At 73.3% G+C, this 20922-nt stretch carries 20 protein-coding genes; 12 read left to right on the top strand and 8 right to left on the bottom strand.

The annotated features are described in order from the left end of the window. Nucleotides 1-66: 66 nt before the first annotated feature. Both fabG and fabD read right to left on the bottom strand, forming a co-directional pair. A complete protein-coding gene (gene fabG, locus LPC08_RS14695) occupies nucleotides 67-804 on the bottom strand; it encodes a 3-oxoacyl-[acyl-carrier-protein] reductase (RefSeq protein ID WP_230448994.1) in 738 nt (245 codons plus the stop codon). Between the two features lie 161 nt (nucleotides 805-965). Further along, a complete protein-coding gene (gene fabD, locus LPC08_RS14690; RefSeq protein WP_230448993.1) occupies nucleotides 966-1925 on the bottom strand; it encodes an ACP S-malonyltransferase in 960 nt (319 codons plus the stop codon). A gap of 262 nt (nucleotides 1926-2187) precedes the next feature. On the opposite strand from fabD, the gene LPC08_RS14685 reads away from it, so the two are divergent. Beyond that, nucleotides 2188-2508 carry a hypothetical protein gene (locus tag LPC08_RS14685; protein WP_230448992.1) on the top strand — a complete coding sequence of 107 codons (321 nt, stop codon included), beginning with the start codon at nucleotides 2188-2190 and terminating at the stop codon, nucleotides 2506-2508. A gap of 105 nt (nucleotides 2509-2613) precedes the next feature. Then, nucleotides 2614-3792, top strand: a complete 1179-nt coding sequence (locus LPC08_RS14680) for a zinc-dependent alcohol dehydrogenase (RefSeq protein ID WP_230448991.1) — start codon at nucleotides 2614-2616, stop codon at nucleotides 3790-3792. Nucleotides 3793-3833: 41 nt separating this feature from the next. Here the strand turns inward: LPC08_RS14680 and LPC08_RS14675 are convergent, their stop codons facing one another. Both LPC08_RS14675 and LPC08_RS14670 read right to left on the bottom strand, forming a co-directional pair. Further along, nucleotides 3834-4517, bottom strand: a complete 684-nt coding sequence (locus tag LPC08_RS14675) for a Fe2+-dependent dioxygenase (RefSeq protein ID WP_230448990.1) — start codon at nucleotides 4515-4517, stop codon at nucleotides 3834-3836. A 206-nt stretch (nucleotides 4518-4723) separates the two neighbouring features. Beyond that, complete coding sequence (locus LPC08_RS14670) at nucleotides 4724-7021, bottom strand: TonB-dependent receptor (protein ID WP_230448989.1); 2298 nt, start codon at nucleotides 7019-7021, stop codon at nucleotides 4724-4726. Nucleotides 7022-7340: 319 nt separating this feature from the next. On the opposite strand from LPC08_RS14670, the gene rpsF reads away from it, so the two are divergent. The 9 genes from rpsF (at nucleotide 7341) to LPC08_RS14625 (ending at nucleotide 15017) form a co-directional block, all read left to right on the top strand. After that, nucleotides 7341-7811: a 30S ribosomal protein S6 gene (gene rpsF / locus LPC08_RS14665; RefSeq protein ID WP_230448988.1), complete on the top strand. Its 471-nt coding sequence runs from the start codon at nucleotides 7341-7343 to the stop codon at nucleotides 7809-7811. A gap of 6 nt (nucleotides 7812-7817) precedes the next feature. Next, nucleotides 7818-8096 (top strand): 30S ribosomal protein S18, encoded by a 279-nt coding sequence (gene rpsR, locus LPC08_RS14660; RefSeq protein WP_230448987.1) that lies wholly within the window; start codon nucleotides 7818-7820, stop codon nucleotides 8094-8096. Between the two features lie 46 nt (nucleotides 8097-8142). After that, nucleotides 8143-9018, top strand: coding sequence for a hypothetical protein (locus LPC08_RS14655; protein WP_230448986.1), 876 nt, complete (start codon nucleotides 8143-8145; stop codon nucleotides 9016-9018). A gap of 13 nt (nucleotides 9019-9031) precedes the next feature. Continuing rightward, complete coding sequence (gene rplI / locus LPC08_RS14650; RefSeq protein ID WP_230448985.1) at nucleotides 9032-9598, top strand: 50S ribosomal protein L9; 567 nt, start codon at nucleotides 9032-9034, stop codon at nucleotides 9596-9598. Between the two features lie 410 nt (nucleotides 9599-10008). After that, on the top strand, nucleotides 10009-11517 hold the full coding sequence (locus tag LPC08_RS14645) for a replicative DNA helicase (RefSeq protein ID WP_230448984.1): 1509 nt from the start codon (nucleotides 10009-10011) through the stop codon (nucleotides 11515-11517). Further along, nucleotides 11492-12055, top strand: coding sequence for a GNAT family N-acetyltransferase (locus LPC08_RS14640; protein WP_230448983.1), 564 nt, complete (start codon nucleotides 11492-11494; stop codon nucleotides 12053-12055). The genes LPC08_RS14645 and LPC08_RS14640 overlap by 26 nt, the downstream gene beginning before the upstream one ends. A 181-nt stretch (nucleotides 12056-12236) precedes the next feature. Continuing rightward, a complete protein-coding gene (locus LPC08_RS14635) occupies nucleotides 12237-13022 on the top strand; it encodes an MlaE family ABC transporter permease (protein WP_230448982.1) in 786 nt (261 codons plus the stop codon). Then, entirely contained in the window at nucleotides 13019-13810 is a 792-nt protein-coding gene (locus LPC08_RS14630; protein WP_230448981.1) for an ABC transporter ATP-binding protein, read from the top strand. The genes LPC08_RS14635 and LPC08_RS14630 overlap by 4 nt, the downstream gene beginning before the upstream one ends. Before the next feature lie 16 nt (nucleotides 13811-13826). Next, nucleotides 13827-15017, top strand: a complete 1191-nt coding sequence (locus LPC08_RS14625) for an MFS transporter (protein ID WP_230448980.1) — start codon at nucleotides 13827-13829, stop codon at nucleotides 15015-15017. Nucleotides 15018-15494: 477 nt separating this feature from the next. Here the strand turns inward: LPC08_RS14625 and LPC08_RS14620 are convergent, their stop codons facing one another. The 4 genes from LPC08_RS14620 to LPC08_RS14605 are packed head-to-tail and all read right to left on the bottom strand — an operon-like array spanning nucleotide 15495 to nucleotide 19306. Continuing rightward, entirely contained in the window at nucleotides 15495-16334 is an 840-nt protein-coding gene (locus tag LPC08_RS14620) for an ABC transporter permease (protein WP_230448979.1), read from the bottom strand. Next, on the bottom strand, nucleotides 16334-17086 hold the full coding sequence (locus tag LPC08_RS14615; protein WP_230448978.1) for an ABC transporter ATP-binding protein: 753 nt from the start codon (nucleotides 17084-17086) through the stop codon (nucleotides 16334-16336). The genes LPC08_RS14620 and LPC08_RS14615 overlap by 1 nt, the downstream gene beginning before the upstream one ends. 31 nt (nucleotides 17087-17117) lie before the next feature. Continuing rightward, a complete protein-coding gene (locus LPC08_RS14610; RefSeq protein ID WP_230448977.1) occupies nucleotides 17118-18353 on the bottom strand; it encodes a hypothetical protein in 1236 nt (411 codons plus the stop codon). Beyond that, nucleotides 18350-19306: a hypothetical protein gene (locus tag LPC08_RS14605; protein ID WP_230448976.1), complete on the bottom strand. Its 957-nt coding sequence runs from the start codon at nucleotides 19304-19306 to the stop codon at nucleotides 18350-18352. Before LPC08_RS14605 ends, LPC08_RS14610 begins: the two co-directional genes overlap by 4 nt. A gap of 116 nt (nucleotides 19307-19422) precedes the next feature. Between LPC08_RS14605 and rfaE1 the strand changes: the two genes are divergently transcribed. Further along, entirely contained in the window at nucleotides 19423-20898 is a 1476-nt protein-coding gene (gene rfaE1 / locus LPC08_RS14600; protein WP_230448975.1) for a D-glycero-beta-D-manno-heptose-7-phosphate kinase, read from the top strand. Nucleotides 20899-20922 lie beyond the last annotated feature (24 nt).

The following is a 20922-nucleotide window of genomic DNA, read 5'->3' as shown; positions in this document are numbered from 1 at the left end:
GTCCCTGGCGGACTCCCGGAAGAAGGAGGGGGTCCCGGGGGAGTTCCCTCCCCCGGGAGAGCCACGTCAGATCATCGCCATCCCGCCATTGACGTGCAGCGTCACCCCCGTGACCCACGCCGCCTCGTCGGAGGCGAGGTACGCCACGGCGGCCGCGATGTCGGAGGGCGAGCCCATGCGCTGCATCGGGATGCGGCCCATGATGGCGCCCTTCTGCGCCTCGTTCAGCGCATCGGTCATGGCGGACTTCACGAAGCCCGGCGCCACCACGTTCACCGTGACGCCGCGCGGCGCGACCTCCTGGGCCAGGGCCTTGCTCATGCCGATCAGCCCGGCCTTGGCGGCGGCGTAGTTCGCCTGCCCCGGATTGCCGGTCACGCCGACGATCGAGGCGATGGAGATGATCCGCCCCGTGCGCCGCTTCATCATGCCGCGCAGCGAGGCGCGGGCGAGGCGGAAGGGGGCGGTGAGATCGACCTCGATCACGTCCGACCAGTCCTTGTCGCCCATGCGCAGCGCGAGGCCGTCGCGGGTCAGCCCGGCATTGTTGACCAGGATGTCGAGCCCGCCGAGCTCCGCCTCCACCTTCTCGATCAGCGCCGCCGGCGCCTCGGGGTCGGAAAGGTCGGCGGGGAGGACGAGGACGCGCTCGCCCAGCTCCTTGGCGAGCGCGGCCAGCTCCGCCTCGCGCCGGCCGGTCAGCGCCACCTCCGCCCCCTGGGCGTGCAGGGCGCGGGCGATGCCCTCGCCGATGCCGCCCGTCGCACCCGTCACCAGGGCCGCCTTGCCGTCGAGCCGGAACATCGCCGCGCCCTCCCTAGCCATGTGTTGCCAGATTGATCACCGGACATGGTCCAGCGGCCCGGCATCGCCGGGCCGAGGCCGCGAAGGCGGCCCGCCGCCCGTGCGGCGGAAGCCAAGCGCGCGGATGCGCGCGCCCGGCGCCTGAGGGCACAGGAAACATCTCAGATCGCCTTCAGCACCGCCTCGATCTCCGCGGGCGTGCCGCAGGCGAGGGCGGCGGCATCCGGCGCGTTGCGCTTCATGAGGCCGGTCAGCACCTTGCCGGCGCCCAGCTCCACGAAGCGGTCGATGCCCATCTCCGTCATGGCGGCGACGCTCTCGCGCCAGCGCACCGTGCCGGTCACCTGCTTCACCAGCAGGTCCCGGATCGTCGCCGGGTCCGTCACCTTGGCGGCGGTGACGTTGGCCACCACGGGGATCGCCGGCGCCGCCATGGCCGCGCGTTCCAGCGCCTCGCCCATGGCGTCGGCGGCCGGCGCCATCAGCGAGCAGTGGAAGGGGGCGGAGACGGGCAGCGGCACGGCGCGCTTGATGCCCTCCGCCTTGGCCAGCTCCATCGCCCGCTCCACCGCGCCCTTGTGGCCGGAGACGACGACCTGCCCGCCGCCATTGTCGTTGGCGACCTCCACCACCTCGCGCGTCCCGGTCGCGGGGTCCTTGGCGGCGCGGCCGCAGATGGCACGGGCCTGCTCCGCCTCGGCGCCCAGCAGCGCGGCCATGGCGCCGACCCCGGCGGGAACGGCCTTCTGCATGGCCTCGCCGCGCAGCTTCAGCAGGCGCGCGGCGGTGGGGATGTCGAAGGTGCCGGCGGCGGCCAGCGCCGCGTACTCGCCGAGCGAATGGCCCGCGAGGAGGGAGACCCTGCCCTTCAGGTCGAGCCCGCCCTCGCGCTCCAGCACGCGCAGCACGGCCAGGGAGACGGCCATCAGCGCCGGCTGGGTGTTGGCGGTCAGCGTCAGTTCCTCCGCCGGCCCCTCGAACATCAGCTTGGAGAGGTGCTGCTTCAGCGTCTCGTCCACCGCCTCGAACACCTCCCGCGCGGCGGGGAAGGCGGCGGCCAGGTCGCGGCCCATGCCGACGGCCTGGGAACCCTGGCCGGGAAAGACGAAGGCGAGGGCCATGCTGCGGTCTGCCTGCTCTGCTGGGGGTGGAACGGTCGGAAGGGGGTGCCCGGTAGCGGCGCGGGCGGGGCGCTGTCAACGGCGGGCCCCGCCCGCCCCGCGAGCGGGCATGGCGCCGGCCCTGCCGCGATGGTCAAATGCCTTGAAATCGCCCTGGAATCGCCCGGAACCCGCGCCGCCGGCCGGGTGTTGTCGCGAATGGAGCGCCCCCGGATCACACCCGTGGCCCGGGCCAGCGGAGAACGGGAAGGACATCGCCGGCATGCCCCTGAGACACGTGATCGCCCTGGCCGTGGCGCTGGGGCTGGGTGGTGGCCTCGCCGCCACGGAGGCGAGCGCGGCCTTGCCCGCGCCGCCGGAGGGCGCCCGGCCCGCCGCCACGCCCCTCCTCTACCAGCCCGGCGGGGAGAGCCTGCTGGAGGAGGTGCGCTGGGTGAACCGCTGCCATCGGGTGCGCGACCATCGCTACCGCAGCGGCTGGCGCCAGGTCTGCCGCCGCGTCTGGGTGGAGCCGCCGCGCCACAACCGCCGCGGCCCGCCCCCCCGCCACCCCGGCCCGCCGCCCCCGCAGCACTGGCGCTGAGGCACCGCCGCTGAACCCGGCGCCCCCGCCGCCCCTTCGGGTGGCGGGGGCAACCCGCGCCTTCCGCTCCACGTTCCTCTGGACGGAAGCCAGGCGGGAAGCACCATGAAGGCGTTGACGTGGCACGGGCGGGGCGACATCCGTTGCGAGACGGTCCCGGACCCCACCATCCAGGACGGGCGCGACGCCATCATCAAGGTGAAGGCCTGCGCCATCTGCGGTTCCGACCTCCACCTGATGGGCGGCTTCGTCCCCACCATGGAATCGGGCGACGTGCTCGGCCATGAATGCATGGGCGAGGTGGTGGAGGTCGGCCGCGACAACACGACGCTGAAGGTGGGCGACCGCGTCGTCGTGCCTTTCACCATCTGTTGCGGCGAGTGCCGGCAGTGCCGCTGGGGCAACTGGTCCTGCTGCGAGCGGACCAACCCCAACGCGGCGATGCAGGCGGAGCAGTTCGGCTACGCCACCGCCGGGCTGTTCGGCTATTCCCACATCACCGGCGGCTTTCCCGGCGGGCAGGCGGAATACCTGCGCGTGCCCTATGCCGATGTCGGGCCGATGAAGATCCCCGACGGCATCTCGGACGAGCAGGCGCTGTTCCTGTCCGACATCTTCCCCACCGGCTACATGGCCGCCGAGAACTGCGACATCAAAGGCGGCGAGACCATCGCCGTCTGGGGCTGTGGCCCGGTCGGGCTCTTCGCCATCAAGTCCTGCTTCCTGCTGGGCGCCGCGCGGGTCTTCGCCGTGGACGACGTGCCGGAGCGGCTGGCCCTGGCCAAGGCTGCCGGTGCGGAGGTGCTGAACCACGCCGACGGCAACGTGCAGGAGATGCTGCTGGAGGCGACCCAGGGCAAAGGCCCGGATGCGGTGATCGAGGCGGTGGGGCTGGAAAGCCACGGCGCGGAGACGGTGGTACAGAAGGTCGCCTCCGCGGTGCTGAGCCACACGGTCAGCCTGGAGCGTCCCTTCGCGCTGAACCAGGCGATCCTGGCCTGCCGGCCGGGCGGCATCGTCTCCATGCCCGGGGTCTATGTCGGGCCGGTGGGGCCGCTGATGCTGGGCGCCTTCATGAACAAGGGCCTGACCCTGAAGACCGGCCAGACCCACATGCTGCGCTACATGGAGCCGCTGCTGAAGCGCATCCAGGCCGGCGAGATCGACCCCACCTTCCTCATCACCCACCGCTCCACCGATCTGGAGGACGGCCCGAAGCTCTACGACACCTTCCGAGAGAAGAAGGACGGCTGCGTGAAGGTGGTCTTCCACCCCAACGGCTGAGGCAGGCGGCGCGGCCCCGGACGGTCCGGGGCCCGCCCGCGCTACATCTCCGCCCAGCGGCGCAAGAGGTTGTGATAGCTGGCGGTCAGCGCCAGCACGCCGGGGTGGTCGTCCGGCAGGGAGCGGCGGATCTCGATGATCCCCATGTCCATGTCGTAGAGGAAGGCGCGCTTGCCGTCGTCCTTCACCATGGACTGGGACCAGAAGAAGCAGCCCCAGCGCGAGCCGCGGGTGATGGGGCGCACGCTGTGCAGGCTGGTGGCCGGATAGACCACCATGTCGCCCGCCGGCAGCTTCACCGCGTGCTCGCCATAGGTGTCCTGCACGACCAGCTCGCCGCCGTCGTACTCCTCCGGCGGGGTCAGGAAGAGGGTGGAGGAGACGTCCGTGCGCAGCCGCGTCCCCGTGGCGGCCACCATGCGGATCGAGCTGTCGACATGGGCGGCGAACTGCATCCCCACGTCGTAGCGGTTGAACATGGGCGGATAGACGCGCAGCGGCAGGGCGGCGGTGGAGAAGAGCGGGTTGCGGCCCAGGGCACGCAGCACCAGGTCGCCCAGCTCCCGCGCCTCGGGCGAGTTCTCCGGCACCTGGAGGTTGAACTTGGCGATGGCCGCCTGGGCGCCGGCGGTCACCTTGCCGTCCACCCAGGCCGCCGCCTCCAGCCGCTCGCGGCAATAGGCGACCTCGGCGGGGGTCAGGACCTGGGGGATGCGGACCAGCATGGAAGGCTCCGTTGCGGCGGGCCGGGTCATAAGATGGATCGCGCCCGGAGGAAATCGCCCGGGCGAGGAGGATCACAGACCGCGTCCGGACGGGCCACCTGTCGCGGCGGCCCGGATGGACGGTTCACCCGGATGGATCGACCGGGCGGGAGAAACCGCGCCGGTGGAGGGCGTCGGGCGGGGACGGAGGCCCCCGCCCGGGCAGGTCAGAAGTTGACCCGCAGGCTTCCCAGCACGGTCCGCCCGGCCAGCACCACGGCACGGTTGCCGAAGACGGCGCCGTAGTTCGTCTCGTCCGTCAGGTTGTAGCCGTTCACCGCGATCGTGACGTTCTGGTTGATCCGGTGCGAGAGCAGCGCGTCGAGGCTGAAGTTGGCCGGCACCTCGGCGGTGTTGGCGGCGTTCGCGTAGATCTTGTCGCGCCAGGTGATGCCGCCGCCGACCGTCACGTTCCAGGGCGACTGCGGGGCGATCTCATAGGTGGTCCAGAGCGAGGCGGCGTTCTCCGGGACGTACTGCACGCGCTTGCCGACATTGGCCGCGGTGGTGGAGCGCGTCGTCTCGCTGTCCAGGTAGGTATAGGCGGCGTTGATCGTCCAATCTGGGGTGATGCGGCCGCTCACGCCCAGCTCGACGCCGCGCACGCGCTGCTTGTCGCTGGTCTGGATGACGGCGGTCGGGTCGTTCGGGTCCTGCTGCGTGGCGTTGTCCTTCTCCACCTGGAACAGCGCCGCGCTGAGGCCGAGCCGGTTGTCCAGGATGCCGATCTTGGCGCCGACCTCCAGGTTGGTGTTGCGCTCCGGCTTGCCGGTGTCGGCGGCCGCGTTGACGCCGGCGGGGAAGGTCGTGAACAGGCTGCCCGGCGGGGTGGAGGAGGTGGAGTAGGAGAAGTAGTAGGTCTGGTTCGGCGTCGGCTCGAAGATGATGCCCGCGCGCGGGTCCCAGAAGCTGTCGCTGACGCTGAGGTCGGTGGTCGGCGTGGCGCCGGGGGCGCCGGCCTGGTAGTCCAGGTTGTACTTCGTCCAGCGCACGCCGGCGAAGATCGAGACCTCCGGGATCAGCCACATGCGCTCGTTCAGGAACAGGGCGACGTTGTCGTTGTCCGTCTCGCGCCGGTTGTTGGCGGCGCCCGTGGGCAGCATCAGGTTGTTGTTGATCTCGGGCGTGAAGAGGCCGGAGGTGCGGGAGGCGGTGGACAGGTAGGGATAGGCGGTGCGGTCGACCGATTCGTGCCAGATGTCGAGGCCGCCGACCAGCTCGTGCCGCAGCGGCCCGGTGTTGAAGCGCGCCGTCGCGGTGGTGATGTTCTGGATCGCCCAGTTCTCCTGATGGTAGGGCGCGTTCGAGCCGCCGCCATAGGTGAGGGCCGTGTTGAGCCCGTTCAGGAAGCGGCCGGAGCAGCTGGCGAGGAAGGCGCTGTAGCTCGCCGTGCTGCCGCCGCAGACCGGCGCCGTCAGCGAGGTGTAGCGGTCGACGAAGGTCAGGCGCGTGTCATTGGCGATCGTCAGCCATTCCGTCGCGCGGTGCACCAGCCGCGCGGTCAGCCGGTCGACGGTGACGTTGTCGCGGTCGTTCTCCAGGTTGTAGGAATTGGCACGGCGCAGGCCGAACTCGGTGGCCGGGCGCCCATTCTGTCCCCAGGGCGTGATGAAGGGGATGCCGCCGTCGATCGAGCTCCAGTCGCGGTAGTGCATGTAGTCCACCGTGAAGGTGGTGTCCGTGCCCAGCCCGACCGCGACGGAGGGCGCGATGCCCCAGCGCGAGACCTGCTGCATGTCACGGTCCACCAGGTCGCTCTGCTGGCCCATCACCACCATGCGGATCGCGGCGGTCTCGCCGATCTGGCGGTTCACGTCGGCCACGACGCGGGCGAAGGGGCCCATGCCGCCGGTCACCACGCCGCTGATGCTGTTGCCCAGCCGGGCGGTGCGCGCCGTGCTGTTGATGGCGCCACCGACCGTGTTGGTGCCCATCGCGAAGCCGGAGGGGCCGAGCAGGACCTGCACCTCCTCGATGTTGAAGGTGTCGCGCTGGTAGGAGCCGAAGTCGCGCAGCCCGTCCACGAAGACGTCGTTCTGGGCGCTGAAGCCGCGGATGCGGAACTGGTCGCCGGTGACGCCGCCATTGCCCTCGCCGATGGTCGCGGTCACGCCGGGGACGTTGCGCAGCGCCTGCTCCAGCGAGGTGACGTTCTGCTGCTCCATCACCTCCGGCGAGACGGTGCGGATGGTCTGCGGCGTGTCCTGCACCGTGCCCGGCAGGCGGGAGATGCCGGTCGGGGCCTGCAGGGTGTTGGAGGGGCGGGCGCCTTCCACCCGGACCTCCGGCACGGAGTAGGCACCCTCCGGCTGGGGCCGCGTCGCGGACGTGGCGGGATCGCCCGTGCCGGTGGCGGCGGTCTGCGCCTGGGCGGCGAAGGGCGCGATGGCCGCCGCCCCGAGGCTCAGGCTGGCCACCAGGGCCGTGTGCGATGCGGACAGGCCGATGGAACCGAAACGGCTCATGCTACCCCACGATTGAGAATGATTCTGATAATGTCTCGCAAAAGCCGCTGGCGTGACCTTTTGTCAATCTTGGTGATAGGGGACAGGCGTTGCGCGACGCCCCCCTGTTGCCTGATGGCCACAGGCCCTGTGGCCGATCTACCCAGCCTGGGTTACCGCAAGGCCCGCCATCCGTCGCGGCACGCTTGCCTTTCAGCGAGGGGAGGGCTAAACGCCCGCCACCCTGCCGGGCGCGAGGCATCGCGCCCGGCTATGCCCGTTCGCGCCCATGGCATCCCGCCATGCCGGCCCTGGGCTGAGACATCCGCAGGGAGACACGATGCCGCTCTACGAAACCGTGCTCATCGCACGTAACGATCTCACGCAGCAGCAGGTCGAGGCGGTGGCCGATCAGGTCGCCTCCATCCTGGCCGAGCAGGGCGGCGAGATCCGCAAGCGGGAGTACTGGGGCCTGCGCGGCCTCGCCTACCGCATCAAGAAGAACCGCAAGGCGCACTACATGCTCCTCGGCCTCGACTGCCCGCCGGCGGCCGAGCAGGAGGTCGCGCGTCAGCTCGGCCTGAACGAGGACGTGCTGCGCCACATGACGCTGCGCGTGGAAGAGATCACCGAGGAGCCCTCCGCCATCCTGGCCCGCCGTGGCGAGGACCGCGAGCGCGATCGCGGCTTCCGTGGCCCCCGCCCGGCCGGCCGCTTCACCTCCGGCCGCCGCGAGCGCGGCGACGACCGCGAGGAGTTCCGCGCCCGTCCCCGCGACGAGATGGAACCTGCCGGCCAGGGCGAGGAGTAAGAGACCATGTCCGAGACGACCGACCTCTCCCCCGCCGCCCGCCGCCCGGCCGTCGGCGCCCGCCGCCCGTTCTACCGCCGGCGGAAGTCCTGCCCCTTCTCCGGCCCGAACGCGCCGAAGATCGACTACAAGGACGTGCGCCTGCTGAGCCGCTTCCTGAGCGAGCGCGGCAAGATCGTGCCCTCCCGCATCACGGCGGTCTCCGCCAAGAAGCAGCGCGAGCTGGCGAACGCCATCAAGCGCGCCCGCTTCCTGGCGCTGCTGCCCTACGTCATCAACGACTGAGGACGGGACGGGGCGGCGATGCCGCCCCGGCCGGGGGATGCACGTGGTGGATGCCCGCAGCCAGGCCGGAGTGCTGAACGACCCGCGATGCCTCGCGGGCGCGGCGGCCGGCTTTGCCTGCGCGGCGGTTTCGCTCTGGGCCTTCCGCGGGATGCCGCTGGGGACGCTGGCCTTCTGGCTGGCCTCCCTGCCGGTGTACCTGGCGGGGCTGTCCTTCGGCCCGGTGGCCGGCGGGCTGGCCGCGGCGGTGGGCGGCATCGCCCTGCTGCCGGTGGCGGGGCTGCGCGGCAGCGTGGTCTTCCTGCTCTCCGCCGGGCTGCCGGCGGCGCTGATCCTGCTCGCGGCGCTGCGGCCGGGGCGCACGGACCTCTCCGTGCCGCTGGCCCTGCTCGGGCTGGGGCCGGCCGTCGCCGCCTGGGCCTCCATCGCCGTCAGCCCGGCAGGGCTGGAGGCGGCGCTGGCCACGCAGCTCGCCGGGATGCTCGCCGCCTCCGGGCTGGAGGTGTCGGCCGAGGCCGTCGGGGGGCTGGTGCGCCTCGCCATCGCCCTGGCCGGCGCCTCGCTGGCGCTGCCGCTGCTGCTCTGCGGCACGGCGGCCCAGCGCTGGCTGGCCCGGCGGCGCCTGGCGCTGCGCCCGATGCCGGCCTGGAAGACCGCACGCCTGCCGGGCTGGTACGCCGGCCTGCTGGCGCTGGCCCTGCTGGCGGCCTGGCTGACCGGCGCGCTGGAAGCCCTGACGGTGGCGGCGGCGCTGCTGGTGCCGGTCTTCCTGCAGGGGCTGGCGGTGATCCACGGCCGCCTGCGTGGCCCGGTGCTGGTGCTGTTCTACCTCCTCCTCGTGCTCTTCTCGCTGCCGGCGGCGACCCTGGTGGTCGGCCTCGGCCTCCTCGAACAGTTCGGGCGGAAGCCCCCCAGAACCTGAAGGTACCAACCCGATGATCGACGTCATCCTGATGCAGCGGGTCGAGAAGCTCGGCCAGATGGGCGACCGCGTAACGGTCCGTCCCGGCTATGCCCGCAACTTCCTCCTTCCCCAGGGCAAGGCGATCCGCGCCAATGCCGCCAACCTCGCCCGCTTCGAGACGGAGCGCGCCCAGCTGGAGGCGCAGAACCTGAAGCGCCGCGAGGAAGCCGAGCGCATCGCCGAGCGTATGGACGGGCTGGCCGTCGTGCTGATCCGCCAGGCGGGCGAGGGCGGCAACCTCTACGGCTCCGTCTCGCCGCGCGACATCGCCGATGCCTGCCGCGACGCCGGCCTGGGCGTGGAGCGGGCGCAGGTGCTGCTGGAGCACCCGATCAAGACCCTGGGCCTGCACACCGTGCGCATCGCCCTGCACCCCGAGGTGGACCTGCCGGTGGTGGTGAACATCGCCCGCAGCCCCGAGGAGGCGGACAAGCAGGCCCGCGGCGAGGATCTGCGCGCCGAGCAGGAGGCCGAGGAGGAGAGCCTGGAGGCCGAGCTGGCCGCCGAGCTGTCCGATCTGGGCGCCGCGCGGGATTGATCTCCCGGCCGGGTCTCTCGACGGACCCGACGGACCGGGAGGGGGCGCCGCCCCCTTCCAGACCCTCCCCTGCCGGGGGCGGGCCGGCCCCCGGACCTCGGCGGGAGTCTGGCGCCGCATGGCGGCCGTGGGTCCCGTGCCGGTCCCGGCAAGATCGTGGACGGCCTTTCCAAGAGAATGTCCCGAGCCCCCAGGCTGACGGCGCAGTCGCCGGAGGTCATGGACCTCCGGCGTGCCGAAGCCTCCATGAACGGGGGTGCAGGGGCTCTGTTCCTGCCGGATAGGGGCGGCGGCGGGGAAAGGCGGTGCCTTCCCCCCGGCGGCCGGCCACGGTCACGGCGTGAGTTATCCACAGTATCCACCGTTACCCACAGGCTCCGGTGCCCCCGGTCCCGTGCTAGGCTGACCGCATGAACGCGGTCGACCAGAGCGGCAGCCTGCTGGGGCTCTCCCAGCGCCTCCCGCCGCAGAACCTGGAGGCCGAGCAGGCCCTGCTGGGTGCGCTGCTGGCCAACAACAAGGCCTATGAGCGGGTCTCGGACTTCCTGGCGGCGGAGCATTTCGCCGACCCGATCCATGGCCGCATCTTCGCCGCCATCCAGCGCCGGCTGGAGGCGGGGCAGCTCGCCGACGTGGTCACGCTGCGCGCCGAGTTCGAGCATTCCGGCGTGCTGGACGAGGTGGGCGGGCCCGCCTACCTGGCCCAGCTCCTCACCGCCATGGTCGGCATCATCAACGCGGGCGAGTATGCCCGGGTGATCCACGATGCCTGGATCCGCCGCCAGCTGGTGGATCTGGGCGAGGTGGTGGTGAACCGCGCCTTCGGGGTGGAGGCCGATCTCGACGGCAAGGGCCAGTTGGAGGCTGCCGAGCAGGCGCTGTTCGACCTCTCCAAGGAAGGCGGGGCGGAGGGCGGGCTGATCAGCTTCGACCGCGCCCTGGTCCGCGCCGTGGAGATGGCGGAGAAGGCCTTCACCAACGGCTCCGGCGTCTCCGGCCTGTCCACCGGGCTGCGCGACGTGGACGCCAAGATGGGCGGGCTGCATCCCTCGGACCTGCTGATCCTCGCCGGCCGCCCGGCCATGGGCAAGACGGCGCTGGCGACCAAGATCGCCTTCGGGGCGGCACGCTCCATCCTGCGCGAGGCCCAGGCGGAGAACCCCAACGCCGTGCCCAAGGGCGGGGTCGCCGTCTTCTCGCTGGAGATGAGCGCGGACCAGCTCGCGACCCGCCTGCTGTCGGAGAACTCCCGCATCTCGGGCGACCGGATCCGGCGCGGCGAGATCGGGCAGCGCGACTTCGACCGCTTCGTCGAGACCTCGCGGGAGCTGGCGTCGTTGCCGATCTACATCGACGACACGCCCGCCATCACCATCTCCGCCATGCGCACCCGCTGCCGGCGCCTCAAGCGCACGCGCGGGCTGGACCTGATCGTGGTGGACTACCTCCAGCTGATGCGCCCCGCCGCCGGCACCCGGCCGGAGAGCCGGGTGCTGGAGATCAGCCAGATCACCCAGGGGCTGAAGGCGATCGCCAAGGAGCTGTCCGTCCCGGTGATCGCGCTCTCCCAGCTTTCCCGTCAGGTGGAGTCGCGCGAGGACAAGCGGCCGCAGCTCTCGGACCTGCGCGAATCGGGCTCGATCGAGCAGGATGCGGACGTGGTGATGTTCGTCTACCGTGACGAATACTACCTGGCGCAGCGCGGGCCGAAGCAGATGAACTTCGACAACGACGCGAAGTTCGCCGAGGCGATGGACAAGTGGCAGCAGGACATGGAGCGCGCCCACAACAAGGCGGAGCTCATCATCTCCAAGCAGCGCCACGGCCCCACCGGCACCATCCACCTGTTCTTCGAGGGCGAGTTCACCCGCTTCGGCGACCTGGACCACACGCATGGGGACCACGACCACGGCGAGTGAGGCGACCCTGCGCGACGAGCGGCAGGAGGATGCGGCGGCCATCGCCGTCCTGGTCGCCGCGGCCTTCGACGGCGCGCCCCATGCCAGCGGCGCCGAGGCGGCGCTGGTCGGCGCCCTGCGCCGGGCCGGGGCGCTGACCCTCTCCCTGGTGGCGGAATCCGGCGGCGCCCTGGTCGGCCTCCTGGTCGGGCATGTCGCCTTCTCGCCGGTGCGGATCGGGGGCGCGGCGTCGAACTGGCACGGGCTGGGGCCGGTCGCGGTCCGGCCGGACCGCCAGCGCGGGGGAATCGGCACGGCGCTGGTGCGGGCGGGGCTGGAACGGCTGCGGGCGCTGGGGTCGGGGGGCTGCGTGGTGCTGGGCGACCCGGGCTTCTACGGCCGCCTCGGCTTCCGGCCCGACCCCCGCCTGTGGCTGGAGGGCGTGCCGCCGGAATACTTCCAGGCCCTGGCCTTCTCGGCCGGGACGCCCGAAGGTGCCGTCACCTACCACCCCGCCTTCGACGCCACCGCGCCGGAGCGGGAACCACCCCCGCGGTAACGTCCCCGCCGGCCCGGTTGCCCCCGGCGGGAGGCGCGGCTATCTGCATGCTCGGCCACCGCGTGACACGGCAGGCCATCCACCCGTCTTGCCGGCCCCGCCGGACGCCAGGGACGGCCACTCCAGGGACCCGCCTCATTCGCGACCCCGTGCATCCTCGCCCCAGCCCGGCCCGGCCCGCGTGAACGCCCTGCTCGACGCCGTCGCCCGGCTTGGCCGGGGCGGGCTCGACCTGTGCCGCTCGGTCGGTGCCGTGACGCTCTTCGCGCTGGAGGCGCTGTCGGGCCTGGTGCGGCCGCCCTTCCACGGCCGCCAGTTCGTGCGCGCCTTCGTCGAGACGGCCTATTTCTCGCTGCCGGTGGTGGCGCTGACGGCGGTCTTCACCGGCATGGTGCTGGCGCTGCAATCCTATACCGGCTTCTCGCGCTTCAGCGCGGAGAGCGCGGTGGCCTCGATCGTCGTCATCTCCCTGACGCGGGAGCTGGGGCCGGTGCTGGCCGGGCTGATGGTGGCCGGGCGGATCGGCGCCTCCTTCGCGGCCGAGATCGGCACCATGCGCGTCACCGACCAGATCGACGCGCTGACCACCCTCTCCACCGACCCGATGAAGTACCTCGTCACGCCCCGCCTGCTGGCCGGCATCCTGGCCATGCCGCTGCTGGTGCTGGTGGCGGACGTGCTGGGGGTGATGGGCGGCTGGCTGGTGGCGACGCTGAAGCTGGACTTCACCTCCGGCGCCTACCTCAAGGCCACCTTCGACGCGCTGCAGACGATGGACGTGGTGTCCGGGCTGGTGAAGGCCGCGGTCTTCGGCTTCGTCATCACGCTGATGGGCACCTGGTGCGGCTACAACTCCAAGGGCGGGGCCCAGGGGGTGGGCGGCTCCACCACCGCCGCGGTCGTGACCTCCTCCATCCTGATCCTGGCGCTGGACTACGTGCTGACCGAGGCCTTCTTCTCGCGATGAGCGCCCCCCTCTCGGAAGCGGCCGTCCCCAAGATCCGCCTGCGCGGGCTGCGCAAGGCCTTCGGCGCCAAGCAGGTGCTGGACGGGGTGGACCTGGACGTGATGCCCGGCCATTCCATGGTCATCCTGGGCGGGTCGGGCTCCGGCAAGTCCGTCACCATCAAGTGCATCCTGGGCATTATCACGCCCGATTCCGGCACGATCGAGATCGACGGCAAGGATCTGCTGGCGATGAGCCGGGCTGAGCGGCGCGCGGTGCTGGACCGCACCGGCATGCTGTTCCAGAACGCCGCCCTGTTCGACAGCCTGCCGGTCTGGGAGAACGTCGCCTTCAAGCTGCTGGCGCAGCGGCGGCTGAACCGGGCGCAGGCGCGCGACCGGGCGGCGGAGGTGCTGGCCCAGGTCGGGCTCGATGCCAGCGTCGGCGACCTTTCCCCCGCCGAGCTGTCGGGCGGCATGCAGAAGCGCGTGGGCCTCGCGCGCGCCATCGCCTCCGAGCCGGAGATGCTGTTCTTCGACGAGCCCACCACCGGGCTCGACCCGATCATGGGCGCGGTGATCGACGGGCTGATCGTGGATTGCGTGAAGCGCCTGGGCGCCACCGCCGTCTCCATCACCCACGACATGTCCAGCGCCCGGCGCATCGGCGACGATGCGGCGATGATCCACCACGGGCGGATCGTCTGGACCGGCCCGGCTGCGAGCCTGGGCGAGACGGGCAACGCCATGGTGGATCAGTTCGCCCGCGGCGAGCGCGACGGGCCCATCGCCATGGAGCTGCGGAAGTAGCCCTTCCGCCTGTCCCATGGTGACCGACACGTCTCCCGCTCCCTCCTCCGATACGCGCGCCCCCGACCGGCGCTGGACCCCGCGCCTGGCGACCTCCCTCGTCTTCCTGGTCGCCGGGCTGGGCTTCGGCGGCTGGGCGGTGAACATCCCCCTCCTCAAGGCCGGGCTCGGCCTGACAGATGCGACCCTGGGCGTGGCGCTGCTCGGCGTGGCCGGCGGCGCCATCCTGGCCATGCCGCTGGCCGGGCACCTGGCGGGGAAGGTCGGCGCGGCGCGGCTGATCTTGCTCTGTGGCCTGGGCTTCGCCGCCGTGATGGCGGCGCTGCCGCACGCCCCCACGCTCTGGGCCTTCGTGCCGCTGGTGACGCTGCTGGGCATGGGCTTCGGCAGCGTGGACGTGGCGATGAACACCCACGCCGCCCTGATCGAGCGGCACTGGGGCGCGGCCATCATGTCCTCCTTCCACGCCGCCTTCTCGCTGGGCGGGCTGGCCGGGGCGGCGCTGGGCGGCGCCCTGCTGGCGGCCGGGGCGGATGCGGCGCTCTGCCTGGGCGTGCTGGCGGCGCTGTCCGCCGTGGGCCTGCTGCTGGCGGTGCCCTTCCTGGGCCACCCCACCCCGCCACCCGGCGAGGCGGCGGAGGCCGGCCACGGCTTCGTCCTGCCCGACCGCGCCATGCTGGGGCTGGGAATCCTCGCCCTGCTGGCCTTCTTCACCGAGGGCGCGGTGGCCGACTGGTCCGCCCTCTACCTGATCGGCAACGGTGCCTCCGACGCGGCCGCCGCCGGCGGCTTCGCGGCCTTCTCGCTCGCCATGACGCTCGGCCGACTGACGGGCGACGCGGTGGTGCGCCGCTTGGGGGGCGAGCGCGCGCTGCGCTGGGGCGGGACGCTCGCGGCAGCGGGCCTGCTGCTCGCCCTGGCCGTGCCGCGGCTGGAGGCGGGGATGACCGGCCTCGCCCTGGTGGGGCTGGGCCTGTCCAACGCCGCCCCCGTGCTGTTCACCGCCGCCGGGCGCGCGGGTGGGGCCACGCCGGGACGCGGCGTCGCCGCCGTGGCAACCCTGGGCTATGCCGGGATGCTGGCCGGGCCGCCGCTGATCGGCTTCCTCGCCCAGGGCGCCAGCCTGCGCGTGGCCCTGCTGCTCCTCGCCCTGGCCCCGGCGCTGATCGCCCTGCGCGCCGTGGCGGCCCGGGAACAGCCAACCTGATACGGGCGACGGGATGCGCCGGTCCCGTGCCGGCGCGGGGTGCGCCCGTGGCCCGGGGGCAAGGCTCTGCCTCGCCCCCGATACCCCCACTCCGCCAGGACCCTGCGGGCCCTGGACCCGATCAGCGCTGCCGCGGGACAGCCTGATACGGGGTCAAGGCGCCGAGGAGCCATGCTCCTCGGCGGGTACGGCCGTCGCCCTCGCTGACGCCTTCAAAGCTATTCTGGAGTCCCGCCTGTCCGCGTTCTGTCAGGGTTGAGCCCGGAGGCTGACACTACCGGAAGTACCAGACTCTCAGCGGGGTCCGGGGCCCGCTTGTGGCCGGCAGGGGAGGGTCTGGGACGGGGATCGACGCACGGCGTCGATGCCGCAGGCCGGCGTCCCCTCCCGGTCCGACGCCCAAACACCACAGCACGACGGGTCAGGTCATCCCGCCAGCGGTATGATCCGGATGTGGTGCCGGGGCCGGCGGTACGCCTACTCCCCGACGTTGAGCAGCGCGCCGGTGCGGCGGGCGCGGCGGAACTCCGCCAGGAAGACGGCGGCCATCGCCGCCAGCCACAGCGCGTCCAGGGCGAAGGCCGCGCCCAGATGCCCCCAGGCGATGCGCCCTTCCAGCAGCGCGGCGCGCATGCCCTCGAAGACATGGGTCGCCGGCAGCGCCAGGGAGAAGGGCTGCACCCAGCCGGGCAGGGCGGCGACGGGATAGAAGACCGCGGCGAAGGGGGCGAGCCCGAACATCAGCGACCAGGCCAGGCTCTCCGCCCCCGCGCCGTGACGCAGGACCATCGCCGTCACCCCCAGCGCCACCGCCCAGCCCAGCACCATCAGGGCGGCGAAGAACAGCACGACCACCGGCCCGAGCCGCCAGAGGCCGAAGCCGTAGAGCAGCCAGGCCAGCAGCATCGCCGGCAGCACGCCGATCAGCATGCGCAGCAGGCTCACCACCATCAGCGCCCCCACCAGCTCGCGCGGGCGCAGCGGCGAGACGAAGAGGTGGCCGAGGTTGCGCGACCAGATCTCCTCCAGGAAGGAGATGGCGAAGCCCATCTGGCTGCGCAGCGCCACCTCCCACAGCAGCACGCCGCCCAGCAGCGCCCCGGCGGCGGCGACGGCCAGCCCGCCCGCCCCGGCCTGCGGCAGCCGCCCCGCCCCGGCGCCCGCGATCCAGGCGGTCATGAAGCCCCAGATCAGCATCTGCAGCACGGGGAAGTACATCAGCTCCAGCAGGCGCGGCCAGGATCGGCGGAACAGCGCGAGGTGGCGGTAGACCAGCCCCCAGACGCGGCGCAGGGAGGCGGGGAGCCCGGCGGGCATCACACCTCCTCCCGCACGCGGTCGCGGGCGATGTCGAGGAACACCTCCTCCAGGTCGTCGCGGCCGTAGCGGCGCAGCAGCTCCTCCGGGCTGCCCTCGTCCACCAGCCGCCCGCGCTTGAGCATCAGGACGCGGCCGCAGAGCCGCTCGACCTCCGCCATGTTGTGGCTCGCCAGCAGGATGGCGCAGCCGCTCTCCTGCCGGTAGCGCTCCAGCATGCCGCGCACCCAGTCGGCGGTGTCGGGGTCGAGGCTCGCCGTCGGCTCGTCCAGCAGCAGCAGGTCGGGGCGGTTCAGCAGCGACTTGGCCAGCGCCGCGCGGGTCTTCTGCCCGGCGGAGAGCTGCCCGGCCGGCCGGTCCAGGAACTCGCCCAGCGCCAGCTCCTCGCTCAGCGCCGCGATGCGCCGGTCCGCCTGCCGCACGTCGTAGAGATGGGCATAGACCATCAGGTTCTCCCGCACGCTCAGCCGCGAGGGCAGGGCGACGTAGGGAGAGGAGAAGTTCATCCGCGCCAGCGCCCGGAAGCGGTCGCGCGCCATGTCGTGCCCCAGCACCGTGACCCGCCCGGCGCTCGGCAGCAGCAGGCCGAGCAGCATGGCGATGGTCGTGCTCTTGCCCGCGCCATTGCCGCCCAGGAGCCCCCAGGTGGCCCCGCGCGGCAGGGAGAAGGACAGGTTCTCCACCGCCGGTGGCGCCTCCGGGTCGTCGCCGTAGCGCTTGGTCAGGGATTCGGCCTGGATCGCGGGCTGCATGCTTCCGCATATGCCCCCGCACGGCCGGGCGTCAGCCCCGCGCGCGCTGCACCAGCCGCCCCTGGAAGACGCGCAGCCCGTTCTCCCAGCCCCAGGCGATGGCGGCGGCGCTGTCGGCCCCGGCCAGCACCACCTGGACCGCGCCGCCACGCTGCGCCTGCGCCGCCAGCCGCGTGAGCGGGGCGGGGTCGGCGGTCAGGGCCGGGGAGAAGGGGATGCGCACCGCCTCCACCCCCAGCCGTGTTGGCGGCATCAGCACAAGGGCCGCCGGCCCCGGCACCTCCAGGGCCAGGCGGTAGCCCTGGCCGCGGGCGAAGTCGCGCGCGAAGCGGAAGGCCGGGGGGTCCGCCAGGATCTCCGCCGCGGCGATGCCCAGCATCAGCATCGGCTTGGCGGTGCGCGGCAGGATGGCGTCGAGCCGCAGGAAGGCGGGGGAGGTCAGCCCGGCGACCGGCAGCGGCAGGTGCAGCGGGCGGGGCCGCCCGCGCCATTCCGGCCGGGCCAGCGAGGCGAGCAGCCGCGCCGCGATCGCCTCCGCCAGCCGGGATGCCAGGGCGGGCGAGGCGGCGGCATCGCGCCCGGCCAGCAGCCGCTCGGCCACGGCACCGGGCAGGGGGCGGACATCCTCGCGCAGCGCCTGCACCGCGCCGGTCTCCGGGCAGAGGCGGCAGACCATCTGGCGGGCGTGCAGCGGCCAGACATCCGCCTGCGCCAGCGCCTGCTCGGCCGCCGCCAGGGAGGCGGGGTCGAGCGGCGGGGCCGGCGCCGCGGCCCGGGCCGGGCGCGTGGGGCTGAGGCATTCCTCGACCGCCGCCAGCAGCGCCGCCGCCTCCTGCGGCAGGCGCATGCCGCGCAGCACCTGGCCGAGCGCTTCCTCCTGCACCGCGCCGGACAGGGCGGCGCGGGCCTGGGCCAGGGCCGCTTCCAGCGGCTGGTGCGAGGGCAGGGTGACCACCACCAGGTCGCCATCGGGCAGGCGGAACAGGCGGCAGGGCTGGCCGCGCCGCGGCATCGCCGCCTCCCGCAGCAGGCGGCGGTGGTGCGGCCGGTCGAGGGAGGGCGGCATGGCGGAGAAGCGCAGCCACAGCACGTCGCGCGACGCGCCGCTGGCCAGGCTGTCGCGCACCAGCTCCATCAGCTCCGCCGGGCCGCCATCGGGGCCGGTGGGGGCGGGGGGCGGCACCACGGCGGGAAGCGCCCCGGGCAGGGCGCGGCCCAGGGCCGGCGCGGGGCGCGGTGCGGCGGGCGGCAGGGCCAGGGCCGTCATGCCGCCTCCTCCAGCAGCCGCTCGGCCCAGGGGCCGGTGAAGCGGCCGATGCCGAGGGACAGGCCCCAGGACAGCACCCACTCCTCCGCCACCCCCTCCAGCACCAGCCGGCCGGGTTCCAGCGCCGCTACCAGCCCCGGCTGGCGCGCCAGGTCTGGATCGAAGGCCAGGTGCACCACGGCCCCCGGCACCGCGCTGGGCTCGCAAAGCTCCAGCAGCGCCTCCCGCATGCCGGCGACGCCGAAGGGGCCCGCCGGCATCCCCTCGGCGAGCCGTGCCAGGGGCAGCACGGGCAGCACCGGCAGCGAAGCAAGCCCCGGCGGGGGCGGCAGCGGGGCGAGGGGCCGGTCCAGGTGCAGCGGGGTGTCCGGGACCTCGCCCAGCAGGCGCTCCGCCCCGCCGGGCGCGGCGAGCGCCTCGGCCGCCCGCTGCAGCAGGCGGTCGGCGGCGTGGCGCCGCAGATGGGCGGGTGCCGTCGCGTTCATCCCTGGCCATTCCCGCGGCAGCACCAGCCGCAGCCCGGCGAGACGCGGCGCGGCGCCGCTGGCCAGCCCCAGGATCGGCCGCCGCTCCAGCAGCACCGGCTCGGCCGGGCGCGGGGGCGGGGGCCGCGACAGGGCCGCGCGCGGGGCGAGCAGGCTGACCCGCCCGGAAAAGAGCGGCGCCAGCACGGTGGCCGTCCGGTCCAGCACCGGCTGCGGCGCGCGCAGCAGCAGCGCGCCGCTGAGCGGTTCCTCCGTCACCTGCCCGCCCTGGCCACGCGCCGCCTCCTGCATCAGGGCCAGCGCCACCCGCCGCCGCTCCGCCTCCCCGTTCCACGCCTCGGCGGCGGGGCGGCCGGGGGGGCGTGGGGGCGGGGCGACAGCCAGGCAGGGCAGGGCCGCCGCCCTGTCCGGCGGCGGGCTGGCGGGGCGGGCCGCGGTCCTCGCGGCGGTGTCGGCATCGGGGGGCATGGCGCGCCGCAAGCCTGACGGCCATGCGTTAAGGCATCGCTGATGCCCGCACCGCCCGGCGCATTCCCGGCGAGGGCGGCTTGTGTCCGCCTGTGACCTTCGGCTACCGAGACCCGATGAGCGGCCCGCAGCCGGACCAGACCCCTCCCGTCGACCTCGCCGAGGCCGTGCGTGCCCTCAAGCGCGCTTCCGTCCTCGTGGTCGGCGACGCCATGCTCGACCGTTTCGTCTACGGCAGGGTGACCCGAGTCTCGCCGGAGGCGCCGATCCCGGTGCTGGCGGTGGAGCGCGAGGTCGCCATGCCCGGCGGCGCCGGCAACGTAGTGCGCAACCTCACCGCCCTCGGCACGCCCGTCGCCTTCCTCTCCGTGGTGGGCGACGACCAGGCGGGGTCGGACCTGACGGCGCTCATCGGCGGCCAGCCAGGGGTGGAGCCCTGGCTGCTGGTGCAGGGTGGCCGCGCCACCACCACCAAGACCCGCTACGTCGCCATGGGCCAGCAGATCATGCGCGCCGACCACGACGCGCGTGGCGACATCCACCCCCGCCTCGCCGACCGGCTGGTGCGCATCGCCCAGGACACCGTGGCCGCGACCCGCGTCATGGTGCTGTCCGACTACCGCAAGGGCGTGCTGACCGCCGAGGTGACGGAGCGGCTGATCGCCGCCGCCCGCGCCGCCGGGCGCAAGGTCGTGGTGGATCCGAAGGGCGAGGATTACGGCCGCTACGCCGGGGCCGACCTGATCACCCCGAACCGGGCGGAGCTGCACCTGGCCACCGGACTGTCCGTGGACAGCGAGGCCGCGCTGGTCGAGGCCGCCCGCGCGCTGCGCGACCGGCACGGCTTCGGCGCCGTCCTCGTCACCCGCAGCGAGGACGGCATGACGCTGCTGGATGGCGAAGGGGTGCACCATTTCCCCGCCGAGGCGGCGGAGGTGCACGACGTCTCCGGCGCCGGCGACACGGTGGCGGCCGTGGCCGCGGCGGCGCTGGCCGCCGGCCTGCCGCTGCCGGTCGGCGCGCGGCTCGCCAACATCGCGGCCGGAATCGTCGTCGGCAAGGTCGGCACCGCCGTCGCGCGCGAGCAGGACCTGCTGGAGGCACTGGCGCCCGAGCGCGGTGCGCTGCGCAAGGTGGTGTCGCGCGCCGCGGCGGTGGAGCAGGCGGAGCGCTGGCGGCAGCGCGGCTGGCGCATCGGCTTCACCAACGGCTGCTTCGACCTGCTGCACCCGGGCCATGTCCACCTGCTGGAGCAGGCGCGGAGCTGGTGCGACCGGCTGATCGTCGGGCTGAACTCGGACGCCTCCGTCGCACGGCTGAAGGGCCCGACCCGGCCGGTGCAGGGCGAGGCGGCGCGGGCCGCGGTGCTGGCCTCCCTGGCCACGATCGACCTCGTCACCGTCTTCGACGAGGACACGCCCGTCGAGCTGATCCGCGCGATCCGTCCCGACGTGCTGATCAAGGGCGCCGACTACCGCGTGGACCAGGTGGTGGGCGGCGAGCTGCTGTCCGAATGGGGCGGGATGGTCAGGCTGGCCGAGCTGCTGCCCGGCAACAGCACCACGGCGACGGTGGCGCGCATCCGCAGCTGATGCCCGCGCGAGGCCCGGGCAGGG

Source organism: Roseomonas sp. OT10 (assembly GCF_020991085.1).
GTDB lineage: Bacteria > Pseudomonadota > Alphaproteobacteria > Acetobacterales > Acetobacteraceae > Roseomonas > Roseomonas cutis.
This window is presented reverse-complemented; position numbering and strand designations above follow the sequence as displayed.